The sequence below is a fragment of the Pantoea sp. OXWO6B1 genome, from assembly GCF_001641135.1.
Taxonomy (GTDB): domain Bacteria; phylum Pseudomonadota; class Gammaproteobacteria; order Enterobacterales; family Enterobacteriaceae; genus Pantoea; species Pantoea allii.
In genome coordinates, this window is sequence record NZ_LWLR01000001.1 from 3,597,808 (window position 1) to 3,620,633 (window position 22,826).

17 protein-coding genes are annotated in these 22,826 nt (G+C 52.1%); 2 read left to right on the forward strand and 15 right to left on the reverse strand.

Features of this window, described 5'->3' with window-relative positions:
• Nucleotides 1-266 precede the first annotated feature (266 nt).
• The 12 genes from A6A26_RS18940 to wbaP form a co-directional block, all read right to left on the reverse strand.
• Nucleotides 267-1,607, reverse strand: a complete 1,341-nt coding sequence (locus tag A6A26_RS18940; protein WP_063880166.1) for a lipopolysaccharide biosynthesis protein — start codon at nucleotides 1,605-1,607, stop codon at nucleotides 267-269.
• Complete coding sequence (locus A6A26_RS18945) at nucleotides 1,604-2,827, reverse strand: glycosyltransferase (RefSeq protein ID WP_063880167.1); 1,224 nt, start codon at nucleotides 2,825-2,827, stop codon at nucleotides 1,604-1,606. The genes A6A26_RS18940 and A6A26_RS18945 overlap by 4 nt, the downstream gene beginning before the upstream one ends.
• 4 nt (nucleotides 2,828-2,831) lie before the next feature.
• Complete coding sequence (wcaK, locus tag A6A26_RS18950) at nucleotides 2,832-4,094, reverse strand: colanic acid biosynthesis pyruvyl transferase WcaK (RefSeq protein WP_063880168.1); 1,263 nt, start codon at nucleotides 4,092-4,094, stop codon at nucleotides 2,832-2,834.
• A 144-nt stretch (nucleotides 4,095-4,238) separates the two neighbouring features.
• Nucleotides 4,239-6,452 carry a phage tailspike protein gene (locus A6A26_RS18955; RefSeq protein WP_063880169.1) on the reverse strand — a complete coding sequence of 738 codons (2,214 nt, stop codon included), beginning with the start codon at nucleotides 6,450-6,452 and terminating at the stop codon, nucleotides 4,239-4,241.
• An 87-nt stretch (nucleotides 6,453-6,539) separates the two neighbouring features.
• Entirely contained in the window at nucleotides 6,540-7,574 is a 1,035-nt protein-coding gene (locus A6A26_RS18960) for a glycosyltransferase (protein ID WP_063880170.1), read from the reverse strand.
• Nucleotides 7,575-7,619: 45 nt separating this feature from the next.
• A complete protein-coding gene (locus tag A6A26_RS18965; protein ID WP_063880171.1) occupies nucleotides 7,620-8,372 on the reverse strand; it encodes a glycosyltransferase family 2 protein in 753 nt (250 codons plus the stop codon).
• 81 nt (nucleotides 8,373-8,453) lie between these two features.
• Nucleotides 8,454-9,371, reverse strand: a complete 918-nt coding sequence (locus A6A26_RS18970; RefSeq protein ID WP_063881214.1) for a glycosyltransferase family 2 protein — start codon at nucleotides 9,369-9,371, stop codon at nucleotides 8,454-8,456.
• 129 nt (nucleotides 9,372-9,500) lie between these two features.
• Nucleotides 9,501-10,637 carry an EpsG family protein gene (locus A6A26_RS18975; protein ID WP_063880172.1) on the reverse strand — a complete coding sequence of 379 codons (1,137 nt, stop codon included), beginning with the start codon at nucleotides 10,635-10,637 and terminating at the stop codon, nucleotides 9,501-9,503.
• 255 nt (nucleotides 10,638-10,892) lie between these two features.
• Nucleotides 10,893-13,070, reverse strand: a complete 2,178-nt coding sequence (gene wzc / locus A6A26_RS18980) for a tyrosine-protein kinase Wzc (protein WP_063880173.1) — start codon at nucleotides 13,068-13,070, stop codon at nucleotides 10,893-10,895.
• Nucleotides 13,071-13,082: 12 nt separating this feature from the next.
• Entirely contained in the window at nucleotides 13,083-13,517 is a 435-nt protein-coding gene (locus tag A6A26_RS18985; RefSeq protein ID WP_063880174.1) for an arsenate reductase/protein-tyrosine-phosphatase family protein, read from the reverse strand.
• 9 nt (nucleotides 13,518-13,526) lie between these two features.
• Nucleotides 13,527-14,666 carry a polysaccharide export protein gene (locus A6A26_RS18990; RefSeq protein WP_063880175.1) on the reverse strand — a complete coding sequence of 380 codons (1,140 nt, stop codon included), beginning with the start codon at nucleotides 14,664-14,666 and terminating at the stop codon, nucleotides 13,527-13,529.
• 278 nt (nucleotides 14,667-14,944) lie between these two features.
• Nucleotides 14,945-16,378 carry an undecaprenyl-phosphate galactose phosphotransferase WbaP gene (gene wbaP / locus A6A26_RS18995; protein ID WP_063880176.1) on the reverse strand — a complete coding sequence of 478 codons (1,434 nt, stop codon included), beginning with the start codon at nucleotides 16,376-16,378 and terminating at the stop codon, nucleotides 14,945-14,947.
• A 777-nt stretch (nucleotides 16,379-17,155) separates the two neighbouring features.
• Here wbaP and A6A26_RS19000 point away from each other — a divergent pair.
• Nucleotides 17,156-18,721: a TerC family protein gene (locus A6A26_RS19000; protein WP_063880177.1), complete on the forward strand. Its 1,566-nt coding sequence runs from the start codon at nucleotides 17,156-17,158 to the stop codon at nucleotides 18,719-18,721.
• A gap of 10 nt (nucleotides 18,722-18,731) precedes the next feature.
• Here A6A26_RS19000 and asmA read toward each other — a convergent pair whose 3' ends face one another.
• The 3 genes from asmA to udk all read right to left on the reverse strand — a co-directional run bounded on the left by asmA (nucleotide 18,732) and on the right by udk (nucleotide 21,868).
• Complete coding sequence (gene asmA / locus A6A26_RS19005; RefSeq protein ID WP_063880178.1) at nucleotides 18,732-20,546, reverse strand: outer membrane assembly protein AsmA; 1,815 nt, start codon at nucleotides 20,544-20,546, stop codon at nucleotides 18,732-18,734.
• A gap of 14 nt (nucleotides 20,547-20,560) precedes the next feature.
• Entirely contained in the window at nucleotides 20,561-21,142 is a 582-nt protein-coding gene (gene dcd, locus A6A26_RS19010; RefSeq protein WP_063880179.1) for a dCTP deaminase, read from the reverse strand.
• An 84-nt stretch (nucleotides 21,143-21,226) separates the two neighbouring features.
• Nucleotides 21,227-21,868 carry a uridine kinase gene (udk, locus tag A6A26_RS19015; RefSeq protein ID WP_063880180.1) on the reverse strand — a complete coding sequence of 214 codons (642 nt, stop codon included), beginning with the start codon at nucleotides 21,866-21,868 and terminating at the stop codon, nucleotides 21,227-21,229.
• Between the two features lie 279 nt (nucleotides 21,869-22,147).
• On the opposite strand from udk, the gene A6A26_RS19020 reads away from it, so the two are divergent.
• Nucleotides 22,148-22,762: a phosphatase PAP2 family protein gene (locus A6A26_RS19020; protein ID WP_063880181.1), complete on the forward strand. Its 615-nt coding sequence runs from the start codon at nucleotides 22,148-22,150 to the stop codon at nucleotides 22,760-22,762.
• Nucleotides 22,763-22,826: the final 64 nt, after the last annotated feature.

A 22,826-nucleotide genomic window follows, 5' to 3' on the forward strand; every position in this document is an offset into this window, starting at 1 on the left:
GTTATTCCATCTAATGAAGTGAAGACATACGTCAATTATGCCGGATGGACCGGAAAAGGAAGTATAATCTTTATCTGAAAAGGCAACACTAACTCGCTGTGAAATCTTACAAATTCGGGTTTTTACGATGCCTGAACCCCGAAAGATGCGGAGTAAACACAATCCGTAAAGGCGAGCCTGAGACGTGTTATCAGAATTTACTCAGGTGTTTTTAATACCAGCCGTAAAAAGAAACGGGCGACCTGAGGTCGCCCGTTGTTATTGGCTTACAGCCACTGTTCAAACCATTCTGGCATCACGAAAAGATCGAAGTGATTAACCAGCAGCATGAGTCCCACAAACAGCACCGACACAGATACCCACTGTCGGGCGTAAGGGATAAAGCGGATACCTATCACCGGCTTGATGAAGAATGGATGCGCCAGGGCGGAAATCAGCACCTGTGAGATCGACAACGTCAGCGCAACATAGAGCACGTTTGGCCAGATGAAGGTGGTGGCAAGCACAGCCATGACCACCAGGCTGGCAACGATGTTCCAGTAGAACTCCACGTTAGTGCGGCCATTCGCCTGGGAAATCGCCCCGGTCAGTCCACCCATTGGACGCAACATACCAAACAGCAGCATCAGCGGGATCAGGTGATAAACCTGTTCATGAGATGCACCATAGAGCACGCGTACAATGACCGGAGACAGAATACCGATAGCCAGGTACATCGCGCTGCTGAAGAGCATTATCATCAATGTGCCTTTCAGGAACAGCTTCTTTAACTGCTCCGGGTCCTGCTGCTTCTCGGCAAAACGCGGCAGTGCCAGGCGGTTAATGACCGGCGACACCAACTTCAGCGGCTGCAGCACCAGCTCTTTTGCCAGTGAATAGATGCCGAGCATCTCGGCCCCCATCACTTTACCGACCACCAGCGCATCGGCCTGGGTGCGGAGTTGGTTAATGGTCTGCGAACCCAGCTGATAGATGCCGTAACGTATCGCACTCAAGAAGGTTTGCTTGTCGAATTCCCATGTAGGACGCCAGGACTTCTCACCCAGCGCAATCATGCACAGAATGCGGGTGAAGGCGTTGATGAACAGGCCAAGGATCGCCGCAGCCACCGTCAGCGAGGTAAACTCCAGCATCGCCACGACGCAGAGAAACGCAAACAGCTTGGTGCCCATTTCAATCTTCGCCAGTGACACCATGCGTTTGGTTTTAATGTAGTGCGCCTGATATTGCGAAAGATGCCCCAGTACCAGAAAGTTAAGGCTGGTCAGCATAATCAGCCCCACCAGTTCCGGCAGATGATAGAACCAGGAAACAGGCCAGGCAATCAACAGCATAACAAGGCCGGTACACAAGCTGAGCGAGACGTTCACCCAGTAGATGGTGCTCTGTTCACGCCGGGTAATGTTCTGGCGATGCACCAGATAACTGCTCATGCCCATGTCCTGCAGCACGCCTGCTACCGCCAGAATCGCGTTGATGATCGCCAACAACCCCAGTTCATGGGTTTCGAGTTTCCGGGCGAGAATACTCAGTTGGGCGACCTGTAATACGGCTGAAAAACAGGTGCTGCCAAACAACCACATCGCCTGTGACTTTATTCCACTCAAACCATTTGCTCCAGAATCTGTGCCAGCTCGCGATACGCGATGTGCTGATTAAACTCGGTTTCAACTTTTTGTCTGGCGGCCGCAACAACCGGCGCAACGTCCACTTCGCCTTGAGATAACTTCAGCAGCGTGTCGGCCAGCGCTTCGGCATCATCTTCCTTCACCAACCAGCCCGAAACGTTATGTTCGATTAACTCTGGAATCCCGCTGTGGAAGGTGGAGACCACCGGCAGCCCCACCGCCATCGCTTCCATCAGGGCAACCGGAATCCCTTCCATATCGCCATCTGCAGCTGTTTTCGAAGGCAACAGAAAGATATCGGCTTCATTGAGGGCCTTGCGGATCTCTTCCTGAGGTTTAAAGCCCGGCATGGTGACGCAGTCGTCCATCTCTTCGTGCGCGATGAAGTCACGCATCATCTGATCCTGGTCGCCATTACCGATGATGGTGTACTGGAACTGCCCGCCGCGCTGTTTGAGAATGGCGCTGGCTTTAACGGCCACGTCCAACCCTTTCTTTTCGGTCAGGCGAGCGACGGACACAATGCGCAACGGCTTGTGAAAGGCATCACGTGGCTGGAAATTGAATTTTTCCGGTTCAATGCCCATGCGGGTAACGTGGATCTTCTCTGGCGGACAACCCATTGCAATCAGCTTGTTTTGCCACAGATGGCTGATAGGCAGCATCAGTTCGCTCTGCTGGAACAGATTGCGATAATCCTGCTTGTGCTCGTCAAGGATGTGACGGCGGGAGATATCCGCTCCGTGAAACACCGTTGCCTGCTTACCTTTCAGGATACCCAGTTCACGCAGCTTGTTTGCCAGCGCACCGGCGTAGCCGAAATGCACCAGAAAGACATCGGCGACGTAGGTCTGGCGCGCGTTGGCGACAATCGCAGGCAGCAGCAGTTTGCTGGACTGTGCGCCATAGCGGCGCACGTTCAGCGAACGGAGTAACGAGACTTTGGTGATTTTCGGCAGAACCAGTTTCAGGCGTTGCCCCAGCTTATCGGCCAGGGAAATTTTCTCTTCTGGCAGCAGATAATGGGTTTTTGCCGCCAGGCCATATTCGTCAAACGCGCCGTGCCGGTTCACTAAGTCCCCCGGAAACACCGAGATAATCTCGACGTCGTAACCGGCATCAATAAAGTGAGTGACCTGGTTGAGAACAAAGGTTTCTGAGGCAACCGGGAAACGCATAGTGAAAAAAGTCAGTTTCATCACATTATCCTATTACGTTTAGAATCTCTTCCGTGATTCTGTTACCGACTTCCCTTTCGCGCGCCACGGCGATGTCGACGTTTTGCTTGATGGTATCGTAGTCGGCCAGGATAGCCTGAACCTTATCAATCAGCGAACCGTCCATCAGGCTCTGCACATCGGTCGCCATTTGCGGCAGACCTAACTGATTCATGACGCCCATGGATTTGTGTTCATAGTTGATAGCGACCGCAGGTGTGCCAAAGTTCATTGAGATGATGGCTGAGTGCAGACGGGTTCCAATGGTCAAATGACACTCGCTGAGGAGCACTCCCAGCTCGAGGTCGTTAAACTCATCCATGACAACGTGATAATGCTCAGGCTGCTGGACATGGTCGCGTAAAGTCAGCGCCACCATACGGTCATCTTTTGCATAGCTGTCGATGCCCGTGCAGGTTGATAACGCCACGACCTGGTAACCGCTGGCGATCATGGCATTGATCACCCGACCGAATGCGGCTTCATACTCTTGCTGCGTCACGCCGAGACGCTTATCAAACGGGGCCAGTTCGCGGACCGTAATCGCAATGGTTTTACGTTCACGGATGACGCTTTGCCAGTGCTGCAGGCTGTGGCTGGGATTGTCAACGTGGCGGGCGCGAACCAGGAATGCGGTATCGACGCCGGGCACCACTTTCGAGCTGGTCACGCCGTCGCGCTTCATCAGGTCCAGGCTGACAGACTCACGCAAAATAAGTTGATCAACCCGGTCAAAGACAAAATTGGCCAGTTGGTTAGTGCGGGCGTTCTGGAAGGGGCCGACTGAGTGACCAATGAGATAAAGCGGTTTTTTCGCCAGTAGTGCGCAGAGCGCATGGTCAAACTGGGTGACACCGTAGAGATCGACGAAAAACGATCCGCCAACCTGAATCACCGCATCGTACTGCGCCAGACTTTCCGTAAAAGCTTTTAGGTGCGGCGGAACGGAAAAGGATTTATACGGCCCGCCTTTGCCCAGGTGCGCCATCATGATATTCGGCATCAGTCGGTTAGCGACTTTGCGTTTCACGGAGCCAATCAGGCCTTTACCCGAGGAGTTATTGTGCAGGAAGAGCTTATCCTGCTGAATATGTTGCTGAAGCAGATAACCGGAGCTGGTTGGATAACGGCTTATAACATCAATATCTACATCGTTGCGCGCGGCCTGAATTGAATCAATCAGTCCACGTAGAATCGCGCCATCCCCACGATTCCCACAGGTATGGTTACCCACCAATAAAATCTTCATAAAAACTCCGAATAATTTTTTCTAATTCTACCAACCGCCCAGTTCCGAAACGGGCAAAATGAATACGATTAAAAACAGCAAGTTATTTCAGTTCACCAACGTCCCAGATGCTGTTGGTGTTGGCTGCCATCAGGCAGCCCTCTCTCATGACGATTTGATAGCAAAATACGGTAAAGCGACCTGCTTACCGTTAATAACGACAGACACGAATCCTTCAGGTTTGCTGGTATCCACCTTGTCATCAGACAACGCGCGGGAGGCCAGCAATAAATCCCCCTGCTCATTCGCGCCCACGCCCGCTTTGCCATTGTGCAGGCTGAAACGCTGTGGGGCAGCATGGCTGCTGCTGTCCGGCGTGGCCTTCGCCATTTTGGCATCGACCCGCGCACAACGGCCGGTCACAAAACGATCTTTCGCTGTGCTCTTGATCATCACGGCGGCAGATGGCGTCCAGCCGGCCAGTTTGACGAAAACCTGGGTGTCGGTATCGGTTTTGGCGACATAACGCACATCCAGCACCGGGCTACTGCCTTCCGCTGACCAGCTGGCTTCGGCATGGTCTTTCTTACGCTGAATATGAATCACCGCCCGGCCGCCGGTGTTTTTGCCACTGATCAGGTTCATCAGCGGTTCACCGTCCGTGCCGTTATTGAACTGCGACTGACCAAAGAGTTCGATTTCCCACGAATCACCGACGGTCGGGGAATAAAGATTAGCCAGTTCGAACCACACGGCCTGATTGCTGTTGTTTTCCAACAACCAGCGCGAGGTGAGGTAGTTGTATTTCAGGCTGCCATCAATGGCGACGCCATAGGATTCAACGCGGGTTGATCCCATCTCCCAGGCGCTTAACCACCGGTCGCCCTGCTCTGAATTATCAATCCAGCTACCGGATTGCAGGTTGGTCTGACGTGTATTCAGGCGGGAATGCCAGGCAATCAGCGGATTTTTACAATCCTCAAGGCTGAGGGCGTCAATAATCCACTGACCGTTTGAGATATCACCCGGATTGTCGCAGTGCTCTATCCAGCCGTTATGAATCAGCGACTGGCTGCAGCGCGGCAGATTGAGGACTTTGCCGCCCTTACAGTGCTGAGCGTTAAAGTTAGACAGCTCGATGGCCGTGCTGTGATCCCAGTTGCCCTTCTTCTGACCGGACCAGCCCGCCTGGATCACATCACCGGTACAGGCCGAGGCGTACCACTGGTCAATCTTACAGTCCAGTGTATCCAGCAGGCTGAGCGCGGTGCCGCCGACCTGGTTGAAGCGCAGGCACGCGCCACGGAAAAACTGGCCGCCCGGACAGGTATTACGGAACAGGCCCTGTTTATTGGGACTGGAATCCGTATTGCCATTGAAAATCAGGTTAGAGATTTCCACCCAGCGGGCGCTGACTTCGAACACAAACGGGGATTTACCATCTGAAACGATGGTGGTCGCCGGGAAATAACCGAAGTTAACCATCGCCCCGGAGATACGGAAGAAGCGGCGCTGTTCTTCGCCGAAATCACAGCCGGACACAAAGAAGGTACCAGCAGGGAACTGCACACAGATGGGCTGATCGCTCTGTTGCGACCACTGGTACATGGCTTTAATGGCGGGCGCACTGTCGGTTTTGCCGTCAGCGATAGCGCCAAAATCAAACAGCGACAGTCGGTTGAAGTCATCGACCACGCGACGCCAGTGAAATCCGTCGCCGCTGAAAATCACCCCCTGATCGTCCTGCGCCGGCTGAAAGCTGCCGACGAACTCGCCGCCGCCCACTTCAAGCCCGGCGTGCCAGCTTTTCAGCTTGATTTTTGCCCCTTCAAACAGCGGTCGCGTCTTGCGCAGATCGTCTACCGAGGGGATCTCGCCAATCAGCTGGTAACCCGCAGGCTGCGCCAGACGCTGGCTGAAGGCCGCCTGACCCGGCTGGCTGACATCAGGAATGTTAAACACCATCTGCCCGTTGCTGTCTTCCAGCGCCATCGAGTGCGAGGGGTTGGCTATCAGCGCCGCATTATCTTTAACGAACTGGTCAAAATTGCCTTTGTTCAGGGTAATCGGCTGGCTGATTTGTGCCAGATTACCGTTGGCATCGCGCAGGAATACCGGTATCTGGTTACCCGGTTTGCTGGCATCACTGCCGGATTGACCAATCCACAGTTTTCCCTGAAAGTTTTGCCAAAACTGCGGCGGCATCGCATAGACGTTTTCAGGTGTCAGAATGGGTACATCGCCTTTAGGAATCGCGGTGGCATCAACCGACTTTAGCGCCAGGCCATTGTTTTTAGCGGCGTAACTGGAAAAGGTGCTCACGGAGAGCGCCCCTACAAGGGCGGAGGCTGCGGTTTGCAAGACTTCTCTTCTTTTCATGCAATAAATCCCGTCGTCATGAAGGCTATAAACTCAGCCATAAAAGGTGTCCCATGAGGCACATCAAAAGTGAGCTTCTCCAGCCCGTTACACCAGTGCCAGCCAGCTTTGTTTAATTTGCTTGCCGTCAAATTTCAGCGCGGTTTGTTGGGTTTTTTCGCTCATGGCGTAGAACAGCGCATCATCGCTGGCGAGCTGTTCCATCCGCGCCAGGAATTCGCTTTTCTTGTTCATTGGCACCAGGAAACCGTCTTCACCGTGGTTAATGATCTCCTGCGGGCCGGTTGGACAGTCATAGGCGACGACCGGCAGTGACCAGGATTTTGCTTCCAGCAGCACCAGCGGCAAACCTTCGTAGCGCGAGGTCATCAGCGCCATATCACTGTCGCGATAGTAATCATTGATGTTGGTGACTTTACCGACAAAATTCACGCTGGAAGTGATGCCCAGTACCGCCGCCTGATCGTGCAACTGCTGACGTAATTCGCCGTCGCCGGCAATGACCAGCGTCCAGTCAGGATGCGCTTTCGTAAAGTCGCGCCAGATATCCAGTAACAGGTCAAATCCCTTTTGATTGTCCAGACGGCCCACGGCCAGCGCCTGACGATGGCGCGTGGTGCGATGCCAGGATTTGTACACTACCGGGTTAGGAATGGCCTGACTGGGAATGTGCCAGCGCTGAAACACCTGATGATCTTTATCCGTCAGCACGATGACGCGATCGTAGTAGCGCAGTAGCAGGAACTTGAGGAATTTAATGGGCTTACTGAAGGAGTTAATGGCGATGTGCTCGCAGGCATAAGCTTTGAAACGCTTCTTTTTCAGCGCCATCAGGTTCCAGAAGGCAAACATCACGCTCAGGCGACCCATGCTGATTAAAAATACGGTGTCGAAGCCTTCCTGCTGGATGCGGGCAACGGCACGCTTGATGGGATTGCTTTCCCCTTCAAAGCTGACGATCTGCCTGACCTTCTCAAAAGGGTAAAAGGGTTCACCGTGCCCCTCTAGCGAGTAGATGGTGACGTCGTGCTCATCGCCGAGACATTCCGACATAAAATTACAGATATTTTCGGTGCCCGCATACGAGTAAGCGTCTTTGATCACCAGGACAATTTTTTTCATGAAACGTTATCCACCTCAAATTTATACACAATCCTGCCGATCGGCTTAGCGGTGTTTCAGGCTAAACAGCACACCATTCACCATATACCAGGCGTAATAGTAATAGATTTTTAACGGATTGTTTTTATAGATAATTCTTAATAGTTCGAGGTGCCATTTGGCGGCTTTATTTTTATTACGCGACAGGGAATCACCCAGTTCGTAATAATTCACCAGAATGCTCTGAATTATGCGGGCCTGTTTATAACGGTTAAACAGTTCGTAGAGGAAAAGGAAGTCTTCATGGCCTTTGCGTTCAAACAAAATGCCACCCGGCGGACGGCGAAAACAGACGGATGAGAAGCACACCCGATACTGTTTTTTCACGAAGTTGTCCTGTTGCAGATAAGGCTTTGCGTAGCGGATATCGTGGTCGGCTTTGCGCGTTTTGTAGTGATATTCCGTAATGACCAGATTATCGCCATCGGCAATAGCCTGCATCTGCTGACGCAGCTTATCGCTGTGCCATTCGTCATCGCTGTCAAGAAAGGCGATGATCTCTTCTGTAGCGGCACGCAATCCGACATTGCGGGTTTCTGCGGCGCCCATGTTGACCGCGTTATCGAGAAGGGTAATACGCGGGTCCTGACACTGTTCTCTCACCCACTCGAGTGAATCATCGGTGGATTTATCGTTGATCAGATACAGGTGCCAGTCCTGATAGGTTTGATTGATAACGGACTGCACGGCGCGTAATACCGTCTGGCGAGCATTATACATAGGCATAACAATGCCAACGGTACCAGAGTGATTATTCATTTTCATACCTGAATAAATAAAATAGACGGAGCCACCAGGAGCCTGTCCGGCAGCGTTAAAACGTCACGACATTCAATGGAATCAGGAGAGCGCCTTTTCGCCGCCTAAACGCGCTTTTAACTTGTCTTTCACGCGGTTCAGGAAGTAAGTGCGGTTGTCTTTATTGGTCAGCAAGAAGTAGCGTGCAAAACTGACGCTCGCCATCAGCGAGTTGCCGTCCATTTTGTAGCGCAGGGGCAGCTTGAACGCTTTGTAGGTGTGAATATCACGTGCGGTAAGGTGCGGTTTCATCGTCTCCAGCCAAAACAGGGAGTACTTGACCGATTCACCTTTGTGTTTAGAGCCAAACTTCGTGACCAGATGATAGTTAGCCAGCGGGAAAGCGATCATTTCAAACCGGTAACCCATGCGATCGGCACGGATGCAGAAATCATAATCCTGATGGCGGATAAACCGCGCGTCGAACTGAATTTTAGCGGCATCTTCACGCTTCAGCACAATGGTGCTGGTTTGAATAAAGCCATAACAGCCAAACAGGTATTCCGCCACAGTTTCATTTTCGGCGGGCGGCTGCATGGGCATGACTTTCAGGAACTCACCGTCCTGATAGATGTTCACCTGACTGAAAATAATGGTGTTCTGTTTGCCTTGTGCCTCAAGCTCAGCAATTTTCTCGCTGACCTGCTGCAGCTTGTCCGCATGCCATTCATCGTCGGCATCCAGAAAACTAATGTAGTCACCCGTTGCCAGCTCGATGCCTTTATTACGAGCCCCGGCACCGTTGAGTTTCACCTCAGATAACACCAGATTGATGTCCAGATCCTGATAGCGCTCACTGCGCACCACGTCGGCCAGCGCGGCAGCATCCGCGGATTTGTCATCCACGATGATGACCTCGAAATGACGATACGTTTGTGCTTTAACGCAATCCAGCGTCGTGACAATCGATTCTGACGCGTTATAAGCCGGAATTACGATGGAGAAACGAATGTCCTTCATTGCCAGCACCTCATAAAAGTATTCAAAAATAAACAATTCAATCGACAAACGTCGAAGAAAAACCTGTGATATTTCAGGCGACCGCCGCGCTGAGTGAAGCCGTTCACGCGGTGCGGATCGCCGGGTCCGTTACCGAATCAGCCAAAACTCCTGGGCCACTTCATACCCAACAACCGCTTGCTTGGTTGAAATGGTGTTGTAGTAGAGGTAATAGAGCAGGAAGAAAAACAGCATGCCAAACAGCGCCGGCTTCCATACTCGCCTGGCTTGATAGATCAGTGAGGTCAGGATGATGGGTTCAACCTGTTGCAGATAGTTAGAAAGACGCGAACCTGACGGGAAGTTGTACAGGAAGATACGGATCGCCCCGCCGATAGCAAAGCTTAAAATCAGCAGGTAGTTCAGGCGATACTGCGCATAGTTTTCGCGTTTCAGCTCATTGCTCAGCATGAAATAGAAGAAGATAAACACCAGCATGATGTTCTTCAGGTTCGACACTGACAGGATGCTGCCATCCATTGCATAGGAGGGATCGTTGTTATAACCCGATGCCCTTTCCCCTAGCGATCCAAGATGACCGGCAATCAGGGCAATAAAGCTTGATCCCCCCACCACCGAGAGCGGCAGGCTGAAACCGATGATAATCACCGGCCACCAGCGCCAGTCACGAATAAACAGGAATGGCACCAGCGTCACCACCATCACGGCGGTGTTGTGGCTCATAAATGACAGAATAAAAAAGGCAAAGGCCCACCAGTAACGCTTCAGGTATATCGTCCACAGTACGCCAAGGAACAGGGCGGAACTTAAGCCAAAACGTATCTGGTTAATGTCTTTGTTGATAAAGATGTGCGCCGAATAGAGCGCCAGCGCCAGTACCGGGTAAGGTGACATCTTTTTGAAAAAATAAGCGTTTATCGATACCGCGATGGCGCAGAAGACAAACAGGAACACGCTGGCATTGTGCGAAACTAAGCTGGTTACCCACGCCATCGCAAAAATCAGCGGTTCGTAGCGGAAAAACGCAACGGTCTCGAAAAAACCGTTGATCTGGATGCGCCGGATAAAGTCTTCGAAGAAACTGCGGTACTGGTAGTCATCCATGCCGGTGCCAAGCCCGCGAATACCACCAAACACGATCAGAATAATGGCCGCAAAGCACAGCAGCCAGGTCAAAATATAATTTGTGCGTTCGTCTTTTTTCACCAGGATTTCAAACAGCGAAATCAGCAGCAAAAACCCTGATATATACCAATATGGAGCCATGGTGTGATTCCTTAAATCCACAAGTTCTCATGCCAACAGCGGCCTGTGCTGATTACCTTCCGGGTTGATATCTCAGCGGGTCTGCGCCGACATCGCGACAGACAAAAGCGTGTTGATGATGAATTCTGATGATTGACGTTAGATCGTCGCTTATTGTGCGTTGTATCCAGAATCACCTGTGCAAATCGTTATGTGTCGTCATCCTGAGCCTGCGATCAAAAGGGGCGGTCAAACCCGCCCCTTTTCTTTCAGCTCTTAGCTTTTCGTCGGTTTACCGTACTCGTAGTCGTAGTAGTCATAGCCATAACCGTACGAGTTAGCCGCTTTTCGTACCACGGCGTTAAGGATAATCCCTTTAATTTCGATACCGTTCTGGGCAAAGCGTTTGAAGCTGACATCCACTTCTTTCGTGGTGTTGGTTTCAAAGCGCGCCACCATCAGCGAGGTACCGGCCAGCTTACCGATAATGGAGGCATCCGTTACGGCCAGAATCGGTGGCGTATCAATCAGGACTATGTCGTAATTTTTACTTGCCCACTCCAGCAGTTCACCCATGCGGCGGTGCATCAACAGCTCCGACGGATTCGGTGGAACCTGACCGCGCGGCAGGAAGTCAAAACCGTATGGTCCTTGCTGGATCATCGCCGGCGTAAACTCAGTTTTGCCTGACAGCACGTTAGAGAGACCGGATTTATTTTCCGCGCCCAACAGTTCGTGGGTGTAACCACGGCGCATATCACCATCGATAAACAACACCTTCTGCCCTGCTTTCGCAACCAGAGTGGCGAGGTTGACGCAGATAAAGGTTTTACCAATACCCGGGCTGGCACCGGTAATCATCAGAATGTTGTTTTTCGCTTCCATCATCGCGAAGTGCAGGCTGGTACGCAGGCTACGAATCGCTTCGATGGACAGATCGGTTGGGTTACCCAGCGCTAACAACGTCTCATGCGGATCGGTTTTCACCTTGTGACCGCGACGTGCCAGTGCTTCGGTATCTTTCTTACGTTGCCACTCGGAAAGCGGGACGCTGGCATAAACGTTCATGCCCAGCTCTTCCAACTGCTCTGGGTTCTCGATACCGTGATGCAGCAGCGCCTTCAGCAGTACCACGCCCACGGACACCATCAGACCCAGAATCAGGCTGGCGGCAATAATCAGCAGCTTTTTCGGCGCAACCGGTGAATTGGCGGTCGCGGCCTGATCGATAATACGGACATCACCCACGGTACTGGCTTTACTGATGCTCAGCTCTTGCTGACGATTCAGCAGCTGCATGTAGATTTCCTGTCCTGACTGCACATCGCGGGTCAGACGCAGAATTTCCTGCTGGGTTTTAGGCATCTGCGCAATTTTCTTGTTCAGCTGCGTCTGCTCGTCTTCCAGCGTTTTACGCTTTTCCAACAGCGCCCGGTAGGTTGGGTGATCCTTGGTGAACAACTGTGAAACTTCGGCTTCACGGAAGGTCAGCTCGTTAAGCTGGCTCTGAACACTGACGGAAGAATCCAGTGCCGATTTTGCTTCGAGCGACAGGTCAACGGACTCATTCTCGCGACGGTAGGTGTTGAGTTTGTCTTCGGCCTGATCCAGTTTGCCGCGAACTTCCGGCAGTTGCTGTTTCAGGAACTCTAGGCTTTTCTCGGCCTGTTCGGATTTACGCTGCACGTTCTGTAACAGGTAGTTATTGACGATCTGGTTCAGCACTTTGCTGATCTGCTCCTGATCTTCACCCACATACTGCAGTCCCAGTACGCCGGTATCTTTCCCTTTGTCCGCAACGGTCAGGTTAGACAGGATGCTGTTAATTGCCTGCAGATCGTTGAGTTTGGTGACGGTAAACGTGGTGCCAGGCTCCGCATTGATATCGCTGACCAGCATGCTCACGTCGCCGTGTTTTTCAAACTGCCCCACTTTACCTTTGAACAGCTCATCGCCATCAGCCGAAACGGTATAGCTGTCTTTACCCGTAACCTCCAGTTCAACACTGCGTTTTTCAATAGTGCGCGGGATTTCAAGACGGGATACCGCGACCTGTCCGGGCTTGTTGCCCATCAGACGCGACAAGCCTTTACCGATGACCGGAAAGTAGTTCTGCGAAACCATCGCATCCAGGCCGAGGTCCTGAACGGTTTTCCCCAGCACCATACGTGATTCAAGGATCTGGATTTCGGTATCTGAGGCCGGCGTCGTGGGCATGATTGACTGCAGTTCATTCAGGACGGTGCTGCTATTCTTCTGCTCAACCTGAACCATGGCGTCGGCGCTGTAAATGGGCGTCGCAAACAGTGTGTAAAGCGTTGCCACCAGCATGAAAAAAGCGGTAACAGCGACGATGACCCAGCGGTGATCAATAAGCTGTCCCACAAGATGCGCCAAATCCCACCCATTCGATTCCTCGCGTGGCGCGGTCATGACTTTGTTTTTTATATTCATGGATAATCCCAACTATCGGCTTAGTACGCTGACCCATTTCTGAGTGGCGTGTTCCAGTAACCCGTAAACCTCTTCAAAGGCCTCACGGCTTTTTCTGTACGGATCCGCTATTTCCTTCTGATTGAGCCAGTGCCCAAGCAGCATCGTTTTGCCGCGTGCAGCCGGATCGATGCGGTTAACCTGTTCAATATGGCGTTTTTCCATCACCAGAATCAGGTCATACTCCCGGCACAGGCTGGCCGTTAACTGCTGGGCCTCATGACCGTCCAGGGATAACCCTTTTTCGGCCGCCACCTCAGTCGCGGTTTTATCCGCCGCATGACCGACCAGCGCGCCGAGTCCGGCAGATGCCACAGGAAGGTGCGGCAGCGCACGTTTGAACAGGCGCTCTCCTGTGGGAGAGCGGCAGATGTTGCCTACGCAGACGACTAACACGGACTTAATCATGGCTAAACCTTAGTTCGACCAGTTGCGGATGCGCTGTGCGGCCTGAGTCGCATCGTTAACACCGGCGATGGTTGGTATCAACTGCGATATCACACGGTTCCAACGCGTCAGCGGCGTCGAGGTTACGTAGACGATATCGTAAGGTTCAAGTTGGAATTCGGTACCCATGACCATGGAGGCCGCATCTTTGGTGTTTAACTGATAGATGTTGGCAATTTTGCTGCGATCAGTGCCGCGAGTCGGTCGGATAACAAACACACCGGTCGCGTCAGAGGTGGTTTGATCCATGCCCGCCGCGTTACCCAGTGCTTCCGCCAGCGTCATGCCGCTGCGATCCATTTTCAGGGTTGCCTGCTGTTTCACTTCACCCATCACAAAGACTTTCAGATCGTCATTGCGCGGCACATACAGAATGTCACCCGGATAAAGCAGATGGTTTTGGCTCAGATCGCCGTTCTGCATCAATGCCTGCAGCGAAACGCGCTGCTCACGACCGTTGTGAGTCAGAATGACATTACGCCAGTCTGCATCCGCCGCTAAGCCACCTGCGGCGTTAATCGCATCCAGGACAGTGAGCGGGACGTTGGTAATAGGCTGCTGGCCTGAAGTGGTTACGGCGCCGGTCACGTAGGTTTTCTGTGACTTGAACGAGGCGATGCTGACATCGACCTGAGGGCTTTCGATGTACTGCGCCAGACGACGCGCGACTTCATCACGCACCTCACCAACGGTACGACCAGCTACACGGACTCTGCCAATGTAAGGATAGAAAATCGTGCCATCTGAATGTACCCAGTTACCGGTATCGCTGGCGCTGCGGTACTGACCTGCGGGGGTGGTGAGCTCAGGGTGATCCCACACGGTGATGGTGAGCACGTCACCAATGCCGATGCGGTATTCGTAGTTCTGAATCTCGGTCTGGAGTGATGGATTAGCCTGTGCCACCAGGGGCTTGGGACGCATTCTATCCACCAGCGTTGGTGTTAACGGGTAAACGTTAACGTATTTGTCGATGTCAAAATTGTTGTCCTGCTGCTCAATGACATCTTTTCCCGAAGTGGACAAATTTTGCCCCGGCACGACGGTACAGCCGGCCATAAACGTGGCAGATACCAGAACAGGTATCATTTTCATTTTCATTGTAATCATTTAGATCTTCGCTATCAGTTAATGTTTGATAGAGGCGAATACGCCGCTGTGTAAGCGCTCGAAAAATGTAAACTATCCTGAATCAGGCCCTGAACATGTCGTTCATTATTCTTAGCTCCTGTCTTTTACCAATAACGCGCTTTACCCGGGACGGATTAAAGCAAAGCAGAACATTTCTGTTTATCAATGCCGTACCGCTTTTTTTTAGAAAAACCTGCCAGCCGGGCACCTGAAAAGGGCTGCTATCAGAGCATGGCTGACAGAGTTTTTTTCTGCGGCTAGTAAGCACCATCACGTTTAAGTACGACACCAACGGTTTTGAACAAAATCGCAATGTCGTTCCACAGAGACCAGTTTTTTACATACCATGAGTCGAAATAGACTCGCGTTTCATAATCTACATCGTTGCGCCCACTGACCTGCCACAACCCTGTCATGCCCGGTTTGGCCATCAGGTAGTAATCGACATCGCCAGCATAGCGAGCCAGTTCATCTTCAATCACCGGACGCGGTCCGACCAGGCTCATATCGCCACGCACGACGTTCCACAACTGCGGCAGTTCATCAAGGCTGGTTTTACGAATAAAGTGCCCGACTTTAGTAATACGTGGATCGTTCTTGAGTTTGAAATCTTTGTCCCATTCAGCGCGGGCAATCGGGTCCGTGCGTAAGACTTCCTCCAGCACTTCCTTCGAGTTAATCACCATCGAACGGAACTTGAGGCATTTGAACTTACGACCGTTTAAACCTACGCGCTCGTGACCATAAATTGGCGGCCCACCGTCGCGTCCGACCAGGAAGCCCAGCACCAGCAGAGCCGGTAGCAGCATCAGGATGATCGACAGTGCACCGAAAATATCGAAGGTGCGTTTCAGGAAACGTGAGGTACGTTTTGCCAGGTTATTCTGAACACGCAGAATCATGACTTCATGGCTGAAGATGTAGGCCATGTCGGTGCCGTAAAGCGGCACACCGCGAAGCGTCGGGATCACTGACACAGAACGGCAGTTATGCATGGCCAGGGATTTCAGCCACATGTCGCGGTGCTGACTTTGCTCGAACTCAACCGCAACAATAAACTGCGTTTCACTGTTCGTCAGATTCCACAGCGCTTGCTCATCGCGCAGCACCGGGATACCTGAAATTAACTCCTGCGGGCAGGAACCGTCCACGTCATAGAAGGCAATCACGTCGAAGCCCATGACTTCTTCGCTCTGCAAAGCCTGCCAGGCTTCCTGGGCGTTTTTATTGCTACCGATGATAATGGTCTGCTTTTTCCACAAGCCGTATTTATTCAGCAGGCGTTTAGACAGCGAACGGCAGACCGGAATGATCACCAGCGTAATAAGCCAGGTCAGCAACCAGACAAAACGTGACATCTGCCATTGTGACAAGGCCGTGATCGACAGTTCGATGACGGAGAAAATGAGAATGGTACGAAAAATTTCTTTTAATTCGAACCAAAAAGGTTTGCGATAGGTGTAATGACGCAGCCTGACCCAGAACCAGAACACGCAAATTACAGACAGGCAGATGTGTGTAGCAACTTTTAAATTTAATTCCCGATCAGACATATCCGACAACAGTGAAGGAGATGTCATATTAATTAGCATCATCGCGATAAATAATGCCGCGTTGAAACATATTAAATCAGAACAAGCCAATAATAATTTGGTGATAAGACTTTTAAACGTAAATTCGTTATCGCGCATATTTAACTCTTTATTTTATTTCCTTAACCCACCACACCAGACTCTTAAGCGACCAGCATTGTCCCTTAAGCCCGAGCGTTTCTGAGGGGAGCTCCTGCGGCATTTACGCCATTGTCATTGACTATGAAACCAATAATACCGTACTCAATACCAACAGATTACTCTGACTTTATCAGCAACATGCTGATTAAATATCAAACCGAAGCGGCGACTCAGACACGCTACCGCCCTTGGCTGTCGCTGCCAATACCGCCCTGATTGCCACTGTTTTTCGCTGCACCGCGTGCGATTGCGCACAAAACATCCTTGTGCAGAATGCGTTGACATTCCGCTACATACCATGACGGATTATCGCGCAAATTACAGATTCAGGCGCAGGCGTTGACTAACTCGTTGCTATACTAGTTATTACTGGCATGTTTACAAGTAGACCCCGCCATCCCTGGACTATTTTAGGAAAAAGACTACCAGTAATAAGTATTGAATCCGCCCATTTTCGGCTTTGAGGTGGAAAAAAATCAGATTTATTCCATGTTGGCACCAGGAATAATCGCATAAGAAATTCCTCTGAATGAGAAATGCGGTGACATTAATCTGCAACCTTTTTCCGCTACTGTCGTCCCCGCATTAATCAATCTGCTGAAGAATTATCCTGTAATTAATGTATGCGGTATTCAATTAAATCGTAAAGAACCTGTAAGGTCGCTATTTGTCCCCTGGCCCTCTCTCCACTATCATCAGATAAAGCTTATTTTTAGACATTCAGGTGAATAAAGCATGTTGGAGGTAATGGCCGACCCCGCGTTATGGGCAGGTTTAGTCACGCTAATCGTTCTTGAACTGGTACTGGGCATCGATAACCTGGTATTTATTGCCATTCTGGTCGAAAAGCTTCCCGCCGCGTCGCGCGATCGGGCCCGGGTTATTGGCCTGCTGATGGCGTTGGTCTGCCGGCTGCTGCTGCTGGCGTCCCTTTCCTGGCTGGTAACACTGACCCAGCCATTGATGACGCTGGCTAATCACGCCTTTAGCGCCCGTGACCTGTTACTGCTGTTCGGTGGACTGTTTTTATTGTTTAAAGCGACAACAGAACTGAACGAAAGACTAGAAGGTAGCGATGACGACAACGCTCAACAAAAAGGCGGCGCTAAATTCTGGCCAGTAGTGGCACAAATTGTGGTGCTGGACGCGATATTTTCGCTGGATGCGGTGATCACGGCTGTCGGTATGGTAAACGATTTGCCCGTGATGATGGTCGCGGTCACCGTCGCCATTTTATTGATGTTGCTGGCCAGTAAGCCCCTTACCCGCTTCGTCAACAGTCACCCGTCCATCGTTATCCTGTGCCTGAGTTTTTTGCTGATGATTGGCTTTAGCCTGGTGGCGGAAGGGTTTGGCTTTGCCATTCCTAAAGGCTATCTCTATGCCGCCATTGGTTTCTCGGTGCTTATTGAAGCCCTGAACCAGCTTGCGCAGTTTAACCGTCGCAAGGTGCTGTCTGCCGGTCGTCCGTTACGGCAGCGTACCGCCGAAGCGGTTTTACGCCTGTTACGCGGCGAAGCCGAACGGGCAGAACTGGATGCAAAAACGTCGTCGATGCTTGCCGATGGCGATTCAGTCGCGCTGTTCAATCGTCAGGAGCGCGTGATGATCGCCAGAGTCATGGGGCTTGGACAGCGCCACGTAAACAGCATTATGACGACGCGCCACGATGTTCAGCATATTGACTTAAGTGACGATCCGGCCGTCATTATGGCGAATCTCGACAGTAATCAGCATACGCGCATCGTTATCACGGATAACGGCAACGAACCGCTCGGTATTGTGCATGTTAACGATTTGCTGCATCAGTCACTGCACCAGCATTCTCTCGATTTACGCAGCCTGATCCGCCAGCCGCTGGTGTTTCATGAACGCATCACCCTGTTACAGGCGCTGGAGCTGTTTCGTCAGGGGCACACGCACTTTGCTTTTGTCGTTGATGAGTTTGGTTCTGTGGAAGGCGTTGTCACCTTGAGCGATTTGATGGAAACCATCGCCGGGAGTCTGCCCAATGAGGCAGGTGAGACCGATGCGCGCTATGACATTCAGCCTAACGGTGCGGGCGGCTGGATTGCCAATGGCCAAATGCCGTTAGAAGACCTGGCAATGTATGTCACCTTGCCGCTGGACGACAAACGTAATTATCACACGCTTGCCGGGCTGGTGATGGATCGACTTCAGACGATCCCGCAGGAAGGCGAAGAAATCGCACTCGGCGATTACCGGTTACGCACCCTGCAGGTTGAACACCACCGGATTCAGAAGGTAGAAATCCTGCCAAACCCCGACGCGCCGCACTGAAGCCGCACCTTTATGGGCGCGGCGAATCCTGGCGGCTGTCTTTGGTCTGCTGACGATCGAGCCACTGATTCAGACGTGTTTTAGCCTCGTTTTGCAACTTATCACGGAGCACGTCGTCAACCGGCAGCGTATATTGTGGATTATCCCAGCTGCCGTAGATACGAAACGGGATCGCCTGGCTGGAGAGCGCTGCAACCAGTTTTTCGTCACCCTGCCAGCCACTCAGCGTCAGGCCCAGCGTCACGTCTAACTGTTGCTGCACCATATTGACACTGCCGTCGCCCCGTAATGCCAGTTGCTTACTGGTACCGTTAAGATGGCTAAAGGTGAGTTGCCCTTTTTTCAGTGCAAGCTGGCCGCTAATTTCGTCGATGCCCTGCCCTGATGCCTGATCGTCACTGCTGATACGGTCGCTGACGCGTGCGACGGCGCGACGCACCATCTGCTGCAAGTCAATTTGTGCCAGCTTGAGGTGGCTCACACGGATATCCGCTTTGCCCTGCCAGCTGCGTTTCGCATCCTCAAGGGTAAGGTTATCACCCGCCAAATCGCCATTAAGATCCACCGTTCCCTGTAACGACTGCGGCAAGGCAAGCGCCTTTAACAAGGGCTGGATATCAACCTGGTTCAGCACCGGCTTAAAGGTGACATGGGTAACGGGTTGACGAATATCAATGCTGCCAGGAACAGAGAAACTGCCCTGCCCTACTGAGCCAGACAGCGTGCGCAGTGTCATCAAGCCCTGTTGGTTAACCGCATCCACAGCGAATTTGGTGAGGCTAAGACCTCGCCACACCGCCTTATCCGCCTGCAGTTTGACATCCAGATCGATATCGTTGAGCGGCGAGTCCGCATTCGTGGGTTCGCGCTGATCGGCAATCACCGGCGCAGGGGCGATCTGGCTGCTTTGCCCACTCACCTGCTGGGTCAGTGATGAGATAAAAAGCAGGTTGTCCATATCGAGTGAAGTGGCATGAAGGTCCAGCGCCAGTTGTTGCGGTGGCGTGAGGTTGCCTTGCGCGTTGCCGCTGAGAACGCTGTCGTTGGCGTTAAGCTTCAGGTCGGTGACGGCAAAGGTATTCCTGTCGGCATTCCAGCGTCCCTGAAAGCTCAGCGTACCTTTAATGCCCTGCGGCGGCAGGCTGGCACCAGACAGATCGTAATCCAGCTGATCGAGCTGACCGCTTAACTGATGAGGATACTGTGATTTGTCCAGCCGGCCTTTCAGATTGACTCGCGCCGTGCGCTGGTTGCGCGTCAGGCTGGTATTCAGCGTGATCGTGGCCACGCTGGACTGATCCTGCTCCATATCCAGATTCAGATTGCGGAAGGTGAACGCATCACCGCCGGGCTGTTGCCAGATAAACAGGCTGTCCGACAGCTGAAGCTTGTCGATATCGAATGACCAGCGGGCAGAAGAGGTCGGCTCGGTATTGTGCGGGCCGCGCGGCGCATCCTGCGGGGCCTGTGCGGCACTGTCAGGTGTCACCCGCACCACGGCATTTTTCAGCATCACCTGGCTGACGCTCAACTGATGCGACAATAAAGGCAGGAGGTTTACATCCAGGCGCATGTTGTCTGCAGAAACGACGGGCTGCGACGCACCGGGCGCCGTCAGACTCATACGACCGGCAAGAATGCTGAGTTTTGGCCAGACATGCCAGCGCAAATCGCCGTTGATGGTAAGTTGATAACCGCTGCGCTGTTCGACCTGTTGTACCATGTAGCTACGAAAGTCGTTGGGATTGACCAGCAAAACCAGCGCGGTCAAGCCTGCTACGACCACCACCAGTAAGATGGCCAGCGTGGTTATCACTCTTCTCATCACATCCTCATGAATTAGTCTTTATCGATACGACTGGCATCAGCACCCTGCTGGCCTCGATATTTCGCGTTCTCACGGCGATTATAAGGGCGCGCGGCTGGCCCGGAAAGCGGCTCAAAGCTTAGTGCACCAATCAGCATTCCGGGGCGCAGCGCCAGGGGCAGTTTGCCCGAATTATAGAACTCCAGCACGATACGGCCCTGCCAGCCTGGATCGATACGGTGCGCGGTCACATGGACCATCAAACCCAGGCGCGCCAGCGAGGAGCGTCCGTCCAGCCAGCCTACGAGGTCGTCAGGAATGGTGACGGATTCCAGCGTTACCGCCAGAGCCAGTTCTCCTGGATGCAGGAAGAACGCCTCGCCTTCGGGGAGAACGATCTCATCGCTCATCACGCGATCGAGCGCGGCACTCACTTCGTCCTTCGGGCCACTCAGGTCGATAAAGGCAGCGGTATGTCCACTGAAAGTACGGAACTGATTGCCTAAACGGACGTCAACCGTTGCACCATTGATACGTTCTACGGGTGGCCGCGGCGTAATCGCCAGTTTTCCGCTATCAAGCCAGGCTTCAATATCGCGGTCGCATAATCTCATTGCGGTAACTCCATGAAGTAAGTGTAGCGAACAGGGCGCATCTGTGCTGTTAACCTGTTCGCGCCACGTCCTTTGAGACGTAAACTACTCGAAGAACTGGTTAATCTTGGCCTTGAGGATATCAATGGCGATACGGTTTTTACCCCCGCGCGGCACAATAATATCTGCATATTGTTTGGAGGGTTCAATGAATTGCAGAAACATAGGGCGAACCGTTTTCTGATACTGGCTCATCACGGAGTCCATTGAACGACCACGTTCATTCACATCACGCTTCATACGACGCATCAGACAAATGTCGAGCGGCGTATCCACAAAGATGGAGAAATTCAGTTCCTGACGCAGGCGCGCATCGGTCAACAGTAAAATGCCTTCAAGGATGATGACTTTTTTAGGCTTAATTTGCAGCGTTTCTTTCGTACGGGTGTGCTCGACATAGCTGTACACGGGTAACTCAATGTCCTGTCCTGCTTTTACCGCACGCAAATGCTGTAATAACAAATCATGATCCATCGCGCTGGGATGGTCATAATTGGTTTTAACCCTCTCTTCCATGGTGAGGTGACTTTGATCTTTGTAATAAGCATCTTCAGGAATAACGCCGATATGTTCATCGCCCACCTGGTCGCGGATTTCACGATAGAGAGTACTGGCGATTAAACTTTTACCGGATGCGGATGCACCTGCAATGCCAACGATCACGCACTGATGAGACTTGTCAGTCATACTTTTAAAAACCTGATACTGGAGCCAGAAACTGTGCGCAAACTGCGCACCCAGTTAATGGGGCTGAACGGAGAGGGTGAGTTGGCGCTAAGTATAGGGATTTCGGCCTTTTGATGCCAGAGAAATGGCATTCTCCCTTTTCAGACTTTCCCCTTTTAACCTAACGGATTTCACCGATAAACTAGCAGCACAAAACAGAATGACGACGCACAGCACCTGTCGGGCCTGATGTGGCTGATGAATAAGGGCGTTTTGCCCGAAGAAGAATAAAGGAAGACTATGCTCTGGAAGACCCTCACCTATTTTGGTGACAGTATGTTGTTGATTCCCACGGCGGTGATTATTGCACTGATTTTGCCGTGGAAAAGCGATAACCGCCGCACCGTATGGTACTGGATCATGGCGTTTGGTTTAGCCGGGTTGGTTGTCAGCGTGTCCAAAATACTGTTTCTTGGTTTTGGTATCGGTAGCGCCCGCTTTAACTTCACCGGGTTTAGCGGTCACAGCGCCATGTCCGCTACCTTGTGGCCAGTGATGCTTTGGTTAATATCAGGGCGCTGGTCAAGCCGGTGGCGCGTCTTTGCTATTGGTGTGGGCTATGTCATTCCATTGATGGTAGGTCTGTCACGACTGGTCATTCATGCCCATTCCATTAGTGAGGTACTGACCGGGCTGTTGCTGGGCTTTACGCTCAGTACCGCGTTTTTACTGTCGCAACGGCAAACGGCGCTGAAGGGCTTTAGCTGGCCACAAATTGCCGCGGCGCTCCTGGTCCCGGTACTGCTGCTGGGGCACGGCCGGATAGCCACGACACAACAGTTTCTGGAGCAGTTTTCTGCCCGTCTGGCTGGCATGGAAAAACCTTATACAAGGGCCGATCTTTTCCGCGACTGATAAACTGAATGGCGCGTGCTGGCGCGCGCCATTCAATCCAACGAATACCGCAATTTAATGATTT